This is a genomic window from Pseudomonas sp. NFPP25 (genome assembly GCF_900116505.1).
Classification (GTDB): Bacteria; Pseudomonadota; Gammaproteobacteria; order Pseudomonadales; family Pseudomonadaceae; genus Aquipseudomonas; species Aquipseudomonas protegens.
In genome coordinates this window covers 606352-622381 of sequence record NZ_FPBG01000001.1, presented here as the reverse complement: position 1 = coordinate 622381, position 16030 = coordinate 606352, and the positions used below count along the sequence as shown (strand labels likewise).

Sequence of the window (16030 nt, the reverse complement as noted above, 5' to 3'; positions counted from 1 at the left end):
CGGTATCGCCCACCACCGCACCCACCCTGTAGGAGCCGGCTTGCCGGCGAAGAGGCCCGCAAGCCTTGCGCCGTCCATGACGACGCCTTCGCTGGCAAGCCAGCGCCTACAGGGGCGATTGGGGTCATTCATTTCACAAGGAATCCAAAGATGTTCCATCGCAATCCGTTGGCCGGCGCCGTGGCGCTGGTCGTCGGCAGCCTTGCCGTGCCCGCGTTCGCTGCCCAGACCTCAAGCAATGCCCCCGGCGCCAGCGCCGATCACCTGGACACGGTGGTGGTGCTGGGCACCCGGCGCAGTGATGTAACGGCCCTGGAAAGCGCCGCACCGGTGGACGTGCTGTCCGCCCAGCAGTTGCAGCAGACCGGGGCCAGCGACCTGTCCGGTGCCCTCACCGCCCTCTCGCCTTCGTTCAGCTACCCGCAGTCGCCCCAGGGCGCCTTCGCCGGCTCCATCGCCCAGGGTGCTTCCCTGCGCGGCCTGGCGTCAGACCAGGTGCTGGTGCTGGTCAATGGCAAGCGCCGCCACACCAGCGCCAACGTCACCCGCCAGAGCCTGGTCAACGGCCGCGGCGCCGCCGCGGTGGACCTGAGCCTGATCCCCCTGAGCGCCATCGAACGAGTGGAGATCCTGCGCGACGGCGCCGCCGCCCAGTACGGCTCCGACGCCATCGCCGGGGTGATCAATATCGTGCTCAAGGAAAAGGACGACGGCGGCAACCTCGGCTATCGCTTCGGCGGCTACGACAAGGGCGATGGCCTGCAACGCAAGCTCAGCGGCTGGAAGGGCTTGAGCCTGCCCAACGACGGCTTTTTGACCCTGAGCTTCGATGCCGGCAGCCAGGACCCGGCCAGTGACACCAACCCCGACAACCGGATCTTCTACCCCGGCTCCACCAGCACCCAGACGCCGCGGGAGCAGAACAACCGCTACCGCACCTGGCGCTGGGGCTCGGGCAATGTCTCGGACCAGTACAACTTCGCCGCCAACAGCGAGTTCGGCCTGGGCGAGGGGCTGACCGCCTACGGTTTTGCCACCTACTCCCACAAGAACACCGACGCCGAAGGCTTCTTCGACCCGCCCACCACCTTGCGCAACAACTACGGCAGCGACGCCCTGCAACGCTACCCCGACGGCCGCCTGCCGATCACCCGCTACTCGCTGGAGGACTATGCCCTGACCGGTGGCCTGCGCTACGAGGACGAACGCCTGGGCAAGTTCGACCTGGCGCTGAACCACGGTGACAACAGCCTGAAATCCGCCGACCGCAACGCCATCAACCCCAGCTGGGGCGAGGCCAGCCCGGCGAAGATCTACACCGGCAAGCGCGAGGCCGACCAGACCAACCTGACCCTGGACTGGGTGCGGGACTTCCCCACCGACCTGCTGTTCAAGCCCCTGACCCTGTCGGCGGGCCTGGCCTGGCGCCAGGAGAACTACGAACTGAGCGCCGGCGAAGCGGCGGGCTGGCAGAACGGGCCGCTGTTCAATACCGTGGACCCGGTCACCGGGCGGCGCATTCCCGGCTACTACTCGGGCATTACCCAGGTCGACGCCGCATCCCTTGAGCGCAAGGTCTGGGGCGCCTATATCGACGTCGAAGGCCAGATCACCGAGAAATTCCAGGCCGGGGTCGCGGTGCGCACCGAGCACTACTCGGATTTTGGCGACACCACCAACGGCAAGCTGTCGCTGCGTTACGACTTCACCCCGCAGCTCGCCGCGCGGGCCACCGCCAGCACCGGCTACCGGGCGCCGTCCCTGGTGCAGAGCGGGTTGTCCTCGTTCAGCGTGCAGGTGGTGGAGCAACCGCCGGGCAGCGGCAACTACGTCGAGGTGCAGCAACGCACCCTGCGCGCCGACAGCCCGGAAGCCAAGCTGCTGGGGGGCAAGGCGCTGAAGCCCGAGGAGTCCACCAACTACTCCCTGGGCCTGGTCTGGCGGCCGCTGGCCAACGCCTCGGTGACCCTGGATGCGTACCGGATCAACATCGACAACCGCATCACCCTGTCCGACCAGTTGCCGGCCTCGGTGGTCACGCCGATCTTTGCCGGCACCCCTTACGCCAACATCCAGAGCGCGGCGTTCTACACCAACGTCGCCGACACCCGCACCGATGGCGTCGAGCTGACCGGCAACTACCAACTGGACCTGCAGCAATGGGGGCGCCTGAACCTGTCCAGCGGCTACAGCCAGAACAACACCAGGATCACCGCCCTGCGGGACGTGGGCAACATCGCCGGTTCGCAGATCGTCGGCCGCACCACCCAGGGCCTGATCGAGGACGGCACCCCGAAGAACAAGCTGACCCTGAGCGCCAACTGGCTGTACGACAGCTGGGGCCTGACCCTGGCACAACGCCGGTACGGGCAATGGAAGAGCCTCAACGCCAGCAACCCGACCCTGGACCAGACCTTCAGCGCGCAATGGGTCACTGACCTGGACATCAGCTACCACTTCGACAAGGCGCTGAAGCTGTCGGTGGGCGCCATCAACCTGTTCGACACCCACCCGGACAAGGCATCCGGGGCACAGTTGTATGGCGTGCCGAAATACTCCATCACCAGCCCCGAGGGCGCCCAGGGCGCGTTCTACTACACCAGCCTCAGCTACGACTTCTGAGGCCGGACTGCTGCCGGGGTGTTGCCCTGGCAGCAGTGGCTGCTGCCCAGGCATCAGTTTCGCTGGCACGCCAGCGCCCACAACCCACCCACACGCCGCTCCTCCCGTAGAAGCCGGCTTGCCGTCGAACAGGCCCGCAAGCCCTGCATCGCCCCGGCCGACGCCTTCGCTGGCAAGCCAGCTCCTACAGCCGTCAGATACATCCCGCAGGCCCGCCCGCCCCGTAGGAGCCGGCTTGCCGGCGAACAGGCCCGTAAGCCCTGCATCGCCCCGACCGACGCCTTCGCTGGCAAGCCAGCTCCTACAGCCGCCAGATGCATCCCGCAGGCCCGCCCGCCCCGTAGGAGCCGGCTTGCCGGCGAACAGGCCCGTAAGCCTTGCACCGCCCCGGCCGACGCTTTCGCTGGCAAGCCAGCTCCTACGAGCGCGCGATGGCACAGGTCTTGCGATAGGCATCGGGTACTTCGCCGATATAAGAACCGCCATGGCTCATTCCTTGCGCTGCACGCTCACCTCCCTGACCTGGCTGGTCTCGCCCCTGGCCCTGTTGCTGCTCTGGACCCTGGTGGCCCAGGCCGGGATCTTCCCGCGCAACCTGCTGGTACCGCCGGCCCAGGTGCTGCACACCTTCGAAACCCTGCTGGCCAGCGGCGAGTTGCTGGAGCATTTGCACAACAGCCTGTCGCGCCTGGGCCTGGGCTTTGCCCTGGGGGCCCTTGGCGGCCTGGTGTTCGGGGTGCTGATGGCCCTGTCCAAGACCGTCGAGGCGTACTGCGCGCCGCTGTTCCATACCCTGCGGCAGATCCCCAGCATCGCCCTGATCCCGATGTTCGTGCTGCTGTTGGGCATCGATGAAACCTTCAAGATCGTCATCGTCGCCAAGACTGCGTTCTTCCCCGTGGCCCTGGCCGCCAGCGAGGGGGTCAAGGCCATTCCCCGCAGTTACTTCGAGGTGGCCGACGTCTACCGCCTGCGCTGGCCGACCCTGGTGCGCCAGATCGCCCTGCCCGCCGCGGCACCACCGATCATCACCGGCCTGCGCATCGGCCTGACCCGCTGCTGGGTGGTGCTGGTGGCCACCGAACTGCTGGCCGCCGACAGCGGCCTGGGGCAGATGATCGAGATGGCCCGGCAGATGCTGCGCATCGATGTGGTGATGGTGGGGATAGTGGTCACCGGCGTGATCGGCTTTGCCCTGGACTTCTCCTTCCGCCGCCTGGAACAGCGCGTGCTGCGCTGGCAAACCCGCTAGGAGCCCTTGCATGACGACTCTACTGGCCAAGTTTCGCGGCCTGCTGCTGCCCCTGCTGCTGATCGGCGGCTGGGAATACCTGTCCCGCCAGGACGCCGCCGGGGCCTACGCCTTCGTGCCGCTCTCCACCATCGCCAGCGCCTTGCTGGAGCTGCTGGGCAACGGCGAGTTGCCGGTCAACCTGCTGGCCAGCCTGGGCCGGGCCAGCGGCGGCCTGCTGCTGGGGACCCTGGCCGGGGTCATGCTGGGAGCCCTGATGGCCCTCTCGACCCTGGCCAACCGCCTGATCGGCCCGCTGTTCCATTCGATCCGCCAGGTGCCGATGCTCGGCTGGATTCCGCTGATTGCCATGTGGTTCGGCAACGGTGAGTTTTCCAAGATGCTGATCGTCAGCCTCGCGGCCTTCTACCCCATGGTGCTCAACACCTACCAGGGCTTTTGCCAGGTGGAACGGCGCTACCGCGAGGTCGGCCAGGTGCTGGTGCTAAACCCGGCGCAGCGGCTGCGGCACATCCTCCTGCCGGCGGCCCTGCCGAGCATTGCCACCGGCCTGTTGCAGGCCCTGGCCTTTGCCTGGGTGACGGCGGTGGGCAGCGAGCTGTTCCTGTCCTCCGGGGCCGGCCTGGGCAACCTGATGATGAACGCCGAAGCCGGCTCACGCATGGAAGTGATAGTGCTCTGCGTGCTGTGCATCGGCCTGTGCGGCTACCTGATGACATTGCTACTGACCCTTCTGAGCCGCCGCCTGCTGCGCTGGCGCCCTACCCGTTAAGGCCTCCCCATGAATGCGATCGCCCAACACGCCCCGCTCCCCACTCATCTCCACGCCCTGACCGGGGCCCTGCAGCTGCGCGGCCTGAACAAGAGCTACCGGATCCAGGGCCAGGCCCTGCCGGTGCTGCAAGGCATCGACCTGGACGTCCAGCCCGGAGAGTTCGTCAGCATTGTCGGTGCCAGCGGCTGCGGCAAATCCACCCTGCTGCGGCTGATCGTCGGCCTGGAGGGTGACTATCAGGGGCAGATGCTGCTGGACGGCAAGCCAGTGACCGGCACCAGCCTGGAGCGGGGCATCGTGTTCCAGGACCATCGGCTGTTTCCCTGGATGACCCTGGCCCAGAACATCGCCCTGGCACTGAAGAACCACCCCTTGTCCGAAGCCGAGAAACAGCGCCGGGTGGCCGAGCACATCGCCCTGGTCAACCTGCAAGGCTTCGAGCAGGCCTACCCCCATCAGCTCTCCGGCGGCATGGCCCAGCGCGGCGCCATTGCCCGGGCGCTGATCAACCAGCCCAAGGTGCTGTTGCTGGACGAACCCCTGGGGGCGCTGGATGCCCTGACCCGGGTGCGCCTGCAGCACGAACTGCAACGTATCTGGGTGCAGCAGCGCTGCACGGTGATCATGGTCACCCATGACATTGAAGAAGCGCTGTACCTGGGGGACCGGGTAATCGTGATGGACGCGCATCCGGGGCGGATCAAGCATGAGATCCGCGTCGACCTGCCCCATCCCCGGGACCGCTCTTCACCCGTGTTGCAAGGCTACAAAGAGCAGTTGCTGGAGGAACTGGTGGGGCATTGATCGTCCAGGCACCCCGGCGCTGCGCCGGCTCCTACGCAGGTAGCACCGCGATTACGCTGGGCCGTAGGAGCTGGCTTGCCAGCGAAGGCGCCCGCAGGGGCGGTGCAAGGCTTGAGGGCCCATTCGCCGGCAAGCCGGCTCCTACGGGGGCGCCGCCGGTGTCGCGCCGGGCCCACCGGCGGGCCTCAGGCGTGGGACCAGCGGCGATGCAGGCCACGGGCCAGGGCGTCGAGGGCAAAACCCAACACGCCGATCAGCAGCACCATGGCCATCAGTTCCGAATAGGCCAGGCGGTCCCGGGTGTCGAGGATGAAGTAGCCCAGGCCGGCGCTGACCCCAAGCATTTCGCAGGGCACCAGGACGATCCACAAGATGCCGATGGACAGCCGTACCCCGGTCAGCACATGCCCCAGCACCCCGGGCAGGATCACCTTGCGCAGGGTCTCCCAGCGGGTGGCGCTGAGGCTGCGGCTCAGTTGCAGCCAGCGCGGGTCCAGCTGGCGCACGCCGGCCGCGGTGTTGAGCAGGATCGGCCACAGCGCGGCGAACGCCAGGAGGAAGTAGATCGGCTGGTCCCCTACCCCCATCAGCATCACCACCACCGGCATCCAGGACAGCGGCGAGATCATCCGCAGAAACTGGAACGCCGGGGTGGTGGCTGCCTCCAGGTGCCGGTAGCTGCCCACCAGCAGGCCCAGGGGCACGCCGATCAGCAAGGCCAGGAGCAAACCCACCAGGATCCGCTTGAGGCTCACCAGCACATGCTCGTACAGCTCGCCACGCCCCAGCAGTTCCAGCAGGCTGGCGAAGGTCGCCTCGGGGGAGAAACGCGCAGCCAGGCCGTTGCCATCACCCAGCAGGTGCACCCCCAGCCACCAGCCCAGCAGCAGGCTCGACAGCCCGGCAAGCCCCAGGAGCCAATGGCTCAGGGAAGAAGGTTGCTTGCCCATCAAAGACCGAACTCCTCGCTGCGCTCGAAGCTGTCCGCCAGGCCGAAGGCCTTCAGCCCGCCCACCGAGGCGATGGCGTTGCGCACAAAGCGATCGTCCACCAGGTCCTTGGCGGTGTGTGCCGGGTCAAGGCCGGCCAGAAAGCCCTTGTCGCCCTCGATCAGGGTGTCCTTGAGGCGCTTGACCAACTCTTCGGTGTAGCTGGGGAACGGATACGGCTGGAAGTCGATGCGCTGCTCGTCCCAGTGGCTGTGCTGGATCGCGCCGCTGGCCAGGTAGGCCTCGCGGTCGGCCGCCGCGGGCGCCAGCACCCGGTTGAGCACCTGGGGCGCGTGGGGCGTGTAGCGGTTGGCGCCGTCCTTGGACAGCAGTTGCGCGGCCTCGGCGCGGTGGTCGCGGGTCCACAGCTGGGCCTTGACGATGGCGTTGACCACCTTCTGCGACCATTCGGGACGGTTGTCCAGGTCATGCTCGTGCATGAACACCACGCAGCAGGCGTGGTTGCGCCACACATCCCCGGTAAAGCGCTGCACCCGGCCCACCTTGAGTTCCTCGGCCAGGGCATTGAACGGCTCGGCGACGATGTAGCCGGCAATCCGCTTGCTGGCCAGGGCTGGCGGCATGTCCGAAGGCGGCAGCACCACCAGGTTGACCTCGTTGGCCCCCAGGGCACTGCCGGCGGCCTTGCTCACCGGCACCAGGCCGTTGTCGCGAAACAGTTGCTGCACCACCACGTTATGGATCGAATACCAGAACGGGATCGCCACCGACTGCCCCGCCAGTTGCTTGACCTCGGTAATGCCCGGGGCCACGGTCAGGCCGGAACCGCCGACGTGGTTCCAGGCCACCACCTTGGCCGGCACCCGGCTGCCGTAGCGGGCCCAGACGGTCATCGGCGACAGCAGGTGAATCACGTTGACCTGCCCGGAAATGAACGCCTCGATCACCTGGGCCCAACTGCGCAGCAGCACCGGGCGCTCGGCCTTGATGCCCTCGGCCTCGAACAGACCGTTGTTGTGGGCCACCAGCAAGGGCGTGGCGTCGGTGATCGGCAGGTAGCCGATGCGCACCGGCGCGTCCGGTTCCTGGGCGGCGCGGGCCTGCAGGCTGTTGAGCAGCGGCAAGGCGCCGCCGGCAGTCAGCAGCGCGCTGAGCTTGAGAAAGTCACGACGGGTATGAGTGAAGTCGTCCAGGCACATGGTCAATCTCCGACGGTGCAGGCAAAGGGGAAGTGTGGGGGTTGCGGCTCGCCCGCCGAAGGGTCTTGAGAATCTCGATGCGCAGCGCGCCCAGTTCCTCGATCCGCTCGGCGCGCGGCGCCGGCAGCTCGATGTGCCACTGGCCGAGGGTGCGCGCCGGGCTGTTACCCAGTAGCAGCACCCGATCGGACAGCAGCAGGGCTTCGTCGATGTCGTGGGTGATCAGCAGCGCCGCGGTGCGGTGCTGGCCGATCACCTTGAGCAGCAGTTGCTGCATGTCGGCGCGGGTCACCTCGTCCAGCGCGCCGAAGGGTTCATCCAGCAGCAGCACCTGGGGCTGGCGCGCCAGGCAGCGGGCCAGTGCGGTGCGCTGGGCCATGCCGCCGGACAGTTGGGCCGGATAGCGCTGGCGGGCGTGTTCCAGGCCCACTGCGGCAATCGCCTGGTCGATGCGTTCCTTGCGCTGGCGCGGGCTCAGGTGCGGCTGGCGGGCAAAATCCAGGCCGAAGGCGACGTTGTGCTCCAGGTTCAGCCAGGGCAGCAGGCTGGGGTCCTGGAATGCCACCGCGACCCGCGGATGAGGGCCGTCGAGGGGCTCGCCCAACAGGCTGACCTGCCCGGCGTGGGGCTTCTGCAGGCCGGCCAGGACCCGCAGCAGGCTGGATTTGCCGACCCCGCTGGGGCCGAGAATGGACACCACCTCGCCGGCCTGCAGGTGCAGGTCGAAATCCTCCAGCACCGTGTGCCAGCCTTGCGCCGCGGGGTAGCCGAGGCTGATCGCCTGTGCGTTCAACAGGCCGCTCATGCTGCCGCATTCCGCGCCTGGCGTTGCAGTTCGGCGCGCAGTTGCACCAGGCTCGGGGTGACGATGGGCACGAAGGCCGACTCGCGCCAGCGCCGGGCAAAGCCGCTGCCGAACTCGCTGAGGTAGGCCTTGCCGCCGCTGGCCTGCAGCTCCAGTTGCACGGCGTTGGCGGTGGCTTCCGCCAGGGCGATGCGCACCCGGAACAGCGCCCCGGGCTGGCTCAGGAAGCGCCCGTCGAGCAGGCCGCTCTTGAGTTCGCCGACGGTCTGCTCCAGGTGCTGGCGTTGTTCCAGCAAGGGTTCGTGGAGGATCGAACGGGCGCCCTCGACGTGCTTTTCCACCTCGCTCAGGGCCCGGCGCGCCAGGCCGATGGCCAGGGCACATTGCAGGCCGAGAAAGGCCGGGCGCACCGCCGGCAGGAACACTCGGGCATCCTCGTGCAGCAGCCAGTCACGGGCCACCGCCACCTGGTTCAGTTCCAGGGCAGCGGTGTTGCTCGATTGCAGGGCCATCAGTTGCAGGTCATCGGAGCGCTGCAACCCGGGCAAGGCATCGGGGATCGCCAGGATGAACGGCGCGCCGCCCTCCTCGCGCTCGATGGCCGCCGCCACCACGAACCCGCTCTTGCGCAGGTTGGTGACCCAGTGCAAACGACCGTTGAGGCTCCAGCCCTGCTCCTGTTCCCGGGCCCGGACCTGCAAGGCCTCGATCCCCGAGAGAAACTTCATGGCATTGGACAGCCCGGTGGCACCGGCCAGCTCGCCGCTGAGCAACGAGGGCAGCAGGCGCTGGCGCAAACCGGCATTGGGGCTGTGCAGCAGGTATTCGATAAAGGCTCGCTGGCCCCAGCAGACAAAGGCCGCCGCCAGGGAATGGCTGGCCACGCTGGCCATGACTTCCAGAGCATCGGTCAGGTCGCCGCCGCTGCCGCCCTGAGCCGGGTCGATACCGACCCGCAGTACCTCGGCGCCCGCCAGCCGGGCGAGGACCTGCTGCGGGTCGCACTGGCCCTGGTCGAGTGCCTGGGCCTGGGCATCCAGCCATTCACTCAATTGCGCATCGAGCATGTGGTTTTCTCCTTGAAAGGGGGCGCCGCGCAACCGCCGGCGCCCTGGCTCATTGACCTTGCACTGACCAGCGATACTTGGCCAGCTCGGGGTTCAGTTCAGTGCCGGCGAACACGTTGGCGAAGTTGCACAGGGTGGCCAGGCTGATGCCCAGGATCACTTCCAGCGCATTGCCTTCGCTGTATCCTGCCGCCTTGAACTGGGCATAGCCGGCGTCGCTGACCTTGCCCCGGGTGGCGATCACTTCCCGGGCAAATGCCGCCAGGGCTTCCAGCCGGGCTTCGGGCAAGGTGCTCTGCTCGCGCAGGGCGCTGACCACCGGGTCCGCAAGTTTGGCCTTGTTCAGGGCCACCGAGGTATGACCTGCGACACAGAAATCGCAGCCATGGGTGGTGGCGGCCACCAATTGCACCACTTCACGCTCCGCCAGGCTCAACTCGGCCTTGCCGTTGAGGGCGGACACCGTGACGTAGGTTTCCAGGGCCGCCGGGGCATTGGCCAGGATGCCCAGCAGATTGGGGATAAAGCCCGAGTTCTTCAGCGCGTTCTCAAGAAAGGGCCGAGCGGCTTCTGGAGCCGTGTGCAAGGTGTGTAGAGTGACGCGGGACATGGAGTGGACTCCTGCTGTGTAGGTGTGCGTCAAGTCTGTTGGTTATAAGAATTCCGATCCATATTCTAAAGTAGCGATTACTTGCTTCTGAGTGTTTCCCTTAGATGATTTCGTCAAGCCCACTGGTTGATTGGTTATTAGAAGGCCTGGAACTCGATGCCAGCCTGTTTCACGTCGGACGCTACTGCGGAGGCTGGCACGCCAGCACCCAGGGCCTGGCCCGGGCCAGCTTCCACCTGATCGTCCAGGGCCATTGCTGGCTGCATATCGACGGCGCGCCCCAGGCCCTGCGCCTGGATGCCGGGGACGCGGTATTCCTGCTGCAGGACCTGGGCTACCGGCTGTCCAGTGCCCAGCAGGCTGAAGCGGCGCAGCAACTGCCGCGCACGCCCATGGTGCCCCTGGAGCCGGGAGCCCAGGACGGTGTGGGGCTGGTCTGCGGCTTTTTCCATTTCAAGCCCGGGCTGTCCTCGCTGATCATCGACAGCCTGCCGGGCTGGCTCATCCTGAGGGCCGGCGACCCGTCCCTGAGCGCAGCCCGGGCGCTGTTCCAGCTGATTCTCGAAGAATGCCAGCGCACCCCGGCGCCCTCCTCGGCGCTGCTGGAACGCCTGAGCCATCTGCTGTTTTTGTATGTGCTGCGCCAACAGGTCAACGCCAACCAGGACCTCGGCGGCCTGGTGGCCCTGGCCCGCCACCCGGGGTTTGCACCGCTGCTGGAGCAGTTGATCCAGCGCCCCGGAGAAGCCTGGCCCCTGGAAAGCATGGCGGCCCTGACCGGGCTTTCGCGCTCGGCGTTCTTCAAGCGGTTCAATGAACTGGCCGGGCAATCCCCGGGGCAGGTACTGCTGGCCCTGCGCATGCGCCACGCCTGCCAGTTGCTCAAGGCCAACCAGACAGTGGAGCAAGTGGGCGCCGCCGTGGGCTATCAGTCGATCGCCGCCTTCACCCGGGCCTTCACCAAGGCCGTGGGCCTGCAGCCCGGGGCCTATCGCAAGCAGCACGAAGGGCGCTGAAACGCGCCCCGAATGTACTCAGCGGCGATGGGCCAGGGCCCGCACCAGGCGGTCGCCGCAGCTCTGTACCCCCTGTACCAGCAGCACCAGGACCAGCACCGTGGCCACCATGATCTGGTTGTTGAACCGCTGATAGCCGTAGCGGATCGCCAGGTCCCCCAGGCCGCCACCGCCGATGACGCCGGCCATGGAGGAAAAACCGATCAGCATCACCAGGGTCAGGGTCAGCCCTGCCAGCAGGGCCGGCAAGGCTTCCGGCAGCAGCGCCTTGAAGATCACATGGCCGATGTGCCCGCCCATGGCCAGGATCGCCTCGACCCGACCGCGGTCCACTTCATCCAGGGCGTTCTCGACGATCCGCGCAAAAAACGGAAAGGCGCCGATGGTGATGGGCACCACCGCGGCAGTGCTGCCCAGGGTGGTACCCACCACCAGCCGGGTCAGGGGGATCAGCGCAATCAGCAGCACCACGAAGGGCAGCGAGCGCCCCAGATTGACCAGCCCGCCCAACAGCCGGTTGAGCCTTGGCATGGGGTACAGGCCGCCCTTGCGGCTGATGAACAGCAGCACCCCCAGGGGCAGGCCGATCAACAGGGTGAACAGCGAGGCCAGCAGCACCATGTACAGGGTTTCACCCGTGGCAGTCAGCAGCAGCTGCGCCAGTTCCTGCCAATCGAGGCTGCGGTTCACAGGCGTTCACTCCGAATTCCTCGCTGGGCCAGGGCCGTCAGCAGTTGTTGGAATTTGCCGGCGTCGGCGGGGGCGGCGGCGATGCGCAGGCGCCCTACCCGCCGGCCGCCTACCGCTTCGACACCACCGGCCAGGACCTTGAGCTCCAGCGCCTGCTGGCGGCTCAGTTGCTCCAGCAGCGGCGCCGCGCGCTGGTTGTCGAAAAAGGTCAGTTCGGCCTGGGGCTGGCTGCCGTTGAACGGCAGGTTGTAGCCCGGCAACAGCGCCCGGCCCAGGGCCGACTGCGGGTTGCCCAGCAGCTCGGCCACCGCCCCGCTCTCCATCAGCCGGCCGCCCGCCAGGGACGCAGCGTGGCTGCAAATGGCCTTGACCACTTCCAGCTCGTGGGTGATCAGCACAATGGTCAGCCCCAGCTCGCGGTTGATCTGCGCCAGCAATTGCAGGATCGACGCCGTGGTTTCCGGGTCCAGGGCGCTGGTGGCCTCATCCGACAGCAGGTAACGCGGCCCGGCGGCCAGGGCCCGGGCGATGCCCACCCGCTGCTTCTGGCCACCGGACAGTTGCGAAGGATAGGCCTGGGCCTTGTCGCCAAGACCCACCAGTTCCAGCAGTTCCAGAACCCGCGCGCGGCGCTGGCTTTTGCCCAGGCCGGCAATTTCCAGAGGCACCGCGACGTTGTCCTCAACCGTGCGCGAATGCAGCAGGTTGAAGCCCTGGAAGATCATGCCGATGCCCTGGCGCTGCCGGCGCAGCTCGCTCGCGGACAAAGCGCCAAGGTCCTGGCCGTCCATCAGGATGCGCCCGCTGCTGGGCCGCTCCAGCAGGTTCAGGCAGCGCAACAGGGTCGACTTGCCGGCGCCGCTGCGCCCGAGAATGCCGTACACCGCCCTGTCGGGAACCGTCAGCGAAACCCGATCCAGTGCCGCGGGCTGGCCTTCGCCGTAGACCTTGCAAAGCTGCTGGACCTCGATCATGGCTGGCGGTCCGTGACGGGAATCACCGAGCCCGAGTAGGTGCGGGTAATGAACGCCGCTACTTCCGGCGAGTTGAGGTCCTTGGCCAACTGACGGATGCGCGGGTCATCCTGCAGCTTGGGGGTGGTCACCAGGATGTTGGCGTAGGGATTGTGCTCGGCCTTTTCCAGGCCCAGGGCATCCTTGGCCGGCACCAGCCCGGCCTCCAGGGCGTAGTTGCCATTGATCACCGCCAGGTCCACGTCGTCCAGGGCCCGGGGGATCTGCGGCGATTCGATCTCCAGGATCTTCAGCTGTTTCGGGTTGTCGGCGATGTCCCTGGGGGTCGCCTGATCCCGGGCCGGGTCGGTGAAACCGGGCTTGAGGCGGATCAACTGGTAGCTCTGCAACAGGTACAGCGCGCGGCTGAGGTTGGTGACATTGTTGGGCACCGCGACGCTGGCGCCCTGGGGCAACTGCTCGAAGCGCTGGTGACGCTTGGAATAGATCCCCAGGGGCTCGATGTGCACGCTGGCAGCCACGGCGAAGGGCTGGCCCAGGGCCTGTTCCTGAGACTTGAGGTACGGCAGGTGCTGGAAGTAGTTGGCGTCCACATCGCCGTGGGCCAGCAGTTCGTTGGAGTTCACGCCATTGGGAATCTCGATGATCTTGAGCTGCAATTGCGGGTCGAGTTTTTGTACGTAGGCGAGGATCTCGGCATGGGGCACCGGGTCGGCGGCTACCCGCAACGGCTGCGCCGCAGTGGTCGGCAGGGCCGCCCCCAGGCTGGCCAGCAACGCCAGGGTCAAGACGGTGTTCTTCAGCATGGCAGTGTCCTTGAGCAGCGGATGAAGGTCAGGCACTCAGTGCCTTGGGCACCAGGGCATCGGGGTAGAAACGCCGGGCCACGTCCGGATGCGAACGCAGGCGGCCCTTGAGGTAGTTCCAGCCCACTTCGCGAAATAGCGGGTTGTCGGGGTCGCTGGCCGGGCCCCGGGCTTCGCGCAACAAGGCTTCGGGCAAGGGATACAGCGGCACCCGGGCATCGAGTTGGGCACCGAGGAAAAACGCGATGGACAGCCGCTGGCGATCCGCGGGCGGCGACTGCACCCGGTGCACGGTAGCGCGCAGATAGCCGTGGGTGGCCAGTTCCAGCAGCTCGCCGATGTTCACCACCAGGGTGTTGTCCCGGGGCGGCGCGTCGATCCAGCGGCCCTCCTCCACTTCCACCTGCAGGCCGGCCTGCTGGTCCTGCAGCAGAAAGCTGAGGAACCCGGAATCCTTGTGGGCCCCCACGCCCTGGTTGCTCTGCCCCGGCGCGCGGCCAGGGTAGCGGATCAGCTTGATGTGCTCGTTGGGCCGTTCGCCGTACAGCCCATCGAAGGCCTGTTCCGGCAGTGACAATGCCTGGGCAAAGCCGCGCAACAGGCGCAGGGACATGGCGGTCATTGCCTGCTGCCACTCCAGCAGCACGGGCTTGAACGCCGGCAGTTGCGCCGGCCATTGGTTGGGGCCCTGCAAGCGGGTCCAGGGCGGGCTGTGGGGATCCAGGGGCAAGGCCTGGCGCTCGGCCCCCAGGTCGAACTGTTCCCGCAGGTCCGGCTGGCCCCGGGTGATCTCCGAAGCCGCCTGGTTATAGCCGCGAAAGTGCGGCGAGTGGATCATGCCCACGGCCGCCTTGTCGGCCTCGGGCAAGGCAAAGAACGCCCGCGCCTGGTCCTGCACCCGGCGCAGCAGGCCGCTGTCGACTCCGTGCCCGGTCAGGTAGAAGAAACCCACGTCCCGCGCCGCCTGGCGCAAGCCGTCGAGAAAGATCCGACGCTGCTCCGGGTGGCCCTGCAATTGGCTCAGGTCCAGGACCGGCAGCGCGGTGATATCCAGCGAGTGCGGCATGCTTCACTCCCCTGTGAATGGACGATGTCCGCAGGTGCGGCTCAGAGCTTGGCGATGGAGACTTCGGTGGACTTGACGAAAGCGATCACTTCGCTGCCGACCTTGAGTTCCAGGTCGCGCACCGAGCGGGTGGTGATCACCGAAGTGACAATGCCCGAGGCGGTCTGCACGTCGATTTCCGAAACCACCTGGCCTTCGTGGATCTCCTTGATCACGCCCTTGAACTGGTTGCGTACGTTGATCGCTTGAATGGTCATGCTGAAAAGTCCTTTGCTGGCACCGGGCTCAGGAGTTGAGCGGCTGGGGCTAAACATGCGCCTTTGGCAAAAGCCTTAAAAGGAATAAATAATTAGATAGTTATCTCTTTTAGGAATATAAAAGACCCAGCCTCCCGCCCTCGCGCAGCCTTGACCCTGCCCGCCGGCTTTGCTTCCCTGTGCCCTGCACTGATCACTCTCGATAGATACCAGGAGGTAAGCATGCGCACGTTGATGCTGGCAGACACGCAGGTTCCGGTGATTGGCCAGGGCACTTGGCGGATGGGCGAGGACCGCCACCTGCGGGATCAGGAAGTCGCTGCCCTGCGCACCGGTATCGACCTGGGCCTGACCCTGATCGACACCGCGGAGATGTACGGCGAAGGCGGTGCCGAGGAAGTGGTCGGCCAGGCCATTGCCGGGCGTCGCGACCAGGTGTTCCTGGTAAGCAAGGTCTACCCCCACAACGCCAGTCGCAAAGGCCTGCCCCTGGCCTGCGAGCGCAGCCTGAAACGCCTGGGCAGCGACTTCATCGACCTGTACCTGCTGCACTGGCGCGGCCAGTATCCGTTGGCGGAAACCGTGGACGCCCTGGAGCGCCTGCGCGAAGCCGGCAAGATCCGCCGCTGGGGAGTCTCCAACTTCGATGTGGCCGACCTGGACGAACTCGACTCCCCGGCCTGCGCTACCAACCAGGTGCTGTACAACCTGGAGTCCCGGGGTATCGAGTTCGACCTGCTGCCCGCCTGCCAGCAACGGCGGATGCCGCTCATGGCCTATTGCCCGATCGGCCAGGGTGGCGCCTTGCTGGCCGAACCGGTGCTGCTGCAGGTCGCCCAGCGCCATGGGGTCACCGCGGCCCAGGTGGCCCTGGCCTGGCTGCTGCGCCAGGACGGCGTGCTGGTGATTCCCAAGGCGGTGCGCCCGGCACACATCCGTCAGAATGCCCAGGCCGGCCAATTGCAATTGCCCGACGAGGACCTGCAGGCCCTGGATCAGGTGTTTGCTCCGCCACGGCGCAAGCAGCGCCTGGAAATGGTCTAGGCACAACATCGACGCAACGAGCATTTTTCAAACCGCGAAGGCTGCACGATAGTCATTGAAAAAATGAACAGGCGAGGAAAGTTGCGAGGTTCG

At 66.7% G+C, this 16030-nt stretch carries 16 protein-coding genes; 6 read left to right on the top strand and 10 right to left on the bottom strand.

Going from position 1 to position 16030, the window contains the following annotated elements; genetic code table 11:
• The first annotated feature begins 150 nt into the window (after window positions 1-150).
• The 4 genes from BM382_RS02635 (at window position 151) to BM382_RS02620 (ending at window position 5453) form a co-directional block, all read left to right on the top strand.
• Window positions 151-2622, top strand: a complete 2472-nt coding sequence (locus BM382_RS02635) for a TonB-dependent receptor plug domain-containing protein (RefSeq protein ID WP_072441736.1) — start codon at window positions 151-153, stop codon at window positions 2620-2622.
• 484 nt (window positions 2623-3106) lie between these two features.
• Entirely contained in the window at window positions 3107-3874 is a 768-nt protein-coding gene (locus BM382_RS02630; protein WP_019094960.1) for an ABC transporter permease, read from the top strand.
• A 10-nt stretch (window positions 3875-3884) separates the two neighbouring features.
• A complete protein-coding gene (locus BM382_RS02625; RefSeq protein ID WP_015635737.1) occupies window positions 3885-4646 on the top strand; it encodes an ABC transporter permease in 762 nt (253 codons plus the stop codon).
• A gap of 9 nt (window positions 4647-4655) precedes the next feature.
• Window positions 4656-5453, top strand: a complete 798-nt coding sequence (locus BM382_RS02620) for an ABC transporter ATP-binding protein (protein ID WP_072441735.1) — start codon at window positions 4656-4658, stop codon at window positions 5451-5453.
• Between the two features lie 185 nt (window positions 5454-5638).
• On the opposite strand, the gene BM382_RS02615 is transcribed toward BM382_RS02620, so the two are convergent.
• The 5 genes from BM382_RS02615 to BM382_RS02595 are packed head-to-tail and all read right to left on the bottom strand — an operon-like array spanning window position 5639 to window position 10084.
• Entirely contained in the window at window positions 5639-6403 is a 765-nt protein-coding gene (locus tag BM382_RS02615) for an ABC transporter permease (protein WP_011061467.1), read from the bottom strand.
• Entirely contained in the window at window positions 6403-7602 is a 1200-nt protein-coding gene (locus tag BM382_RS02610) for an ABC transporter substrate-binding protein (protein ID WP_011061468.1), read from the bottom strand. The genes BM382_RS02615 and BM382_RS02610 overlap by 1 nt, the downstream gene beginning before the upstream one ends.
• The gene (locus BM382_RS02605) at window positions 7568-8407 is read right to left on the bottom strand and encodes an ABC transporter ATP-binding protein (RefSeq protein WP_011061469.1); all 840 of its coding nucleotides are present in this window, start codon (window positions 8405-8407) and stop codon (window positions 7568-7570) included. The genes BM382_RS02610 and BM382_RS02605 overlap by 35 nt, the downstream gene beginning before the upstream one ends.
• Window positions 8404-9474 carry an acyl-CoA dehydrogenase family protein gene (locus BM382_RS02600; protein ID WP_011061470.1) on the bottom strand — a complete coding sequence of 357 codons (1071 nt, stop codon included), beginning with the start codon at window positions 9472-9474 and terminating at the stop codon, window positions 8404-8406. The genes BM382_RS02605 and BM382_RS02600 overlap by 4 nt, the downstream gene beginning before the upstream one ends.
• A gap of 49 nt (window positions 9475-9523) precedes the next feature.
• Window positions 9524-10084 (bottom strand): carboxymuconolactone decarboxylase family protein, encoded by a 561-nt coding sequence (locus BM382_RS02595; protein ID WP_015635738.1) that lies wholly within the window; start codon window positions 10082-10084, stop codon window positions 9524-9526.
• Between the two features lie 104 nt (window positions 10085-10188).
• Between BM382_RS02595 and BM382_RS02590 the strand changes: the two genes are divergently transcribed.
• Window positions 10189-11100: an AraC family transcriptional regulator gene (locus BM382_RS02590; protein ID WP_011061472.1), complete on the top strand. Its 912-nt coding sequence runs from the start codon at window positions 10189-10191 to the stop codon at window positions 11098-11100.
• A gap of 18 nt (window positions 11101-11118) precedes the next feature.
• Here the strand turns inward: BM382_RS02590 and BM382_RS02585 are convergent, their stop codons facing one another.
• The 5 genes from BM382_RS02585 to BM382_RS02565 are packed head-to-tail and all read right to left on the bottom strand — an operon-like array spanning window position 11119 to window position 14893.
• Entirely contained in the window at window positions 11119-11790 is a 672-nt protein-coding gene (locus tag BM382_RS02585; protein ID WP_015635740.1) for a methionine ABC transporter permease, read from the bottom strand.
• Complete coding sequence (locus BM382_RS02580; protein WP_011061473.1) at window positions 11787-12764, bottom strand: methionine ABC transporter ATP-binding protein; 978 nt, start codon at window positions 12762-12764, stop codon at window positions 11787-11789. Before BM382_RS02580 ends, BM382_RS02585 begins: the two co-directional genes overlap by 4 nt.
• Window positions 12761-13570 carry a MetQ/NlpA family ABC transporter substrate-binding protein gene (locus BM382_RS02575; RefSeq protein WP_011061474.1) on the bottom strand — a complete coding sequence of 270 codons (810 nt, stop codon included), beginning with the start codon at window positions 13568-13570 and terminating at the stop codon, window positions 12761-12763. Before BM382_RS02575 ends, BM382_RS02580 begins: the two co-directional genes overlap by 4 nt.
• Before the next feature lie 28 nt (window positions 13571-13598).
• On the bottom strand, window positions 13599-14636 hold the full coding sequence (locus BM382_RS02570; RefSeq protein ID WP_011061475.1) for an isopenicillin N synthase family dioxygenase: 1038 nt from the start codon (window positions 14634-14636) through the stop codon (window positions 13599-13601).
• Between the two features lie 41 nt (window positions 14637-14677).
• Window positions 14678-14893, bottom strand: a complete 216-nt coding sequence (locus tag BM382_RS02565) for a TOBE domain-containing protein (protein ID WP_011061476.1) — start codon at window positions 14891-14893, stop codon at window positions 14678-14680.
• A 222-nt stretch (window positions 14894-15115) separates the two neighbouring features.
• On the opposite strand from BM382_RS02565, the gene BM382_RS02560 reads away from it, so the two are divergent.
• A complete protein-coding gene (locus BM382_RS02560) occupies window positions 15116-15937 on the top strand; it encodes an aldo/keto reductase (RefSeq protein WP_011061477.1) in 822 nt (273 codons plus the stop codon).
• Window positions 15938-16030 lie beyond the last annotated feature (93 nt).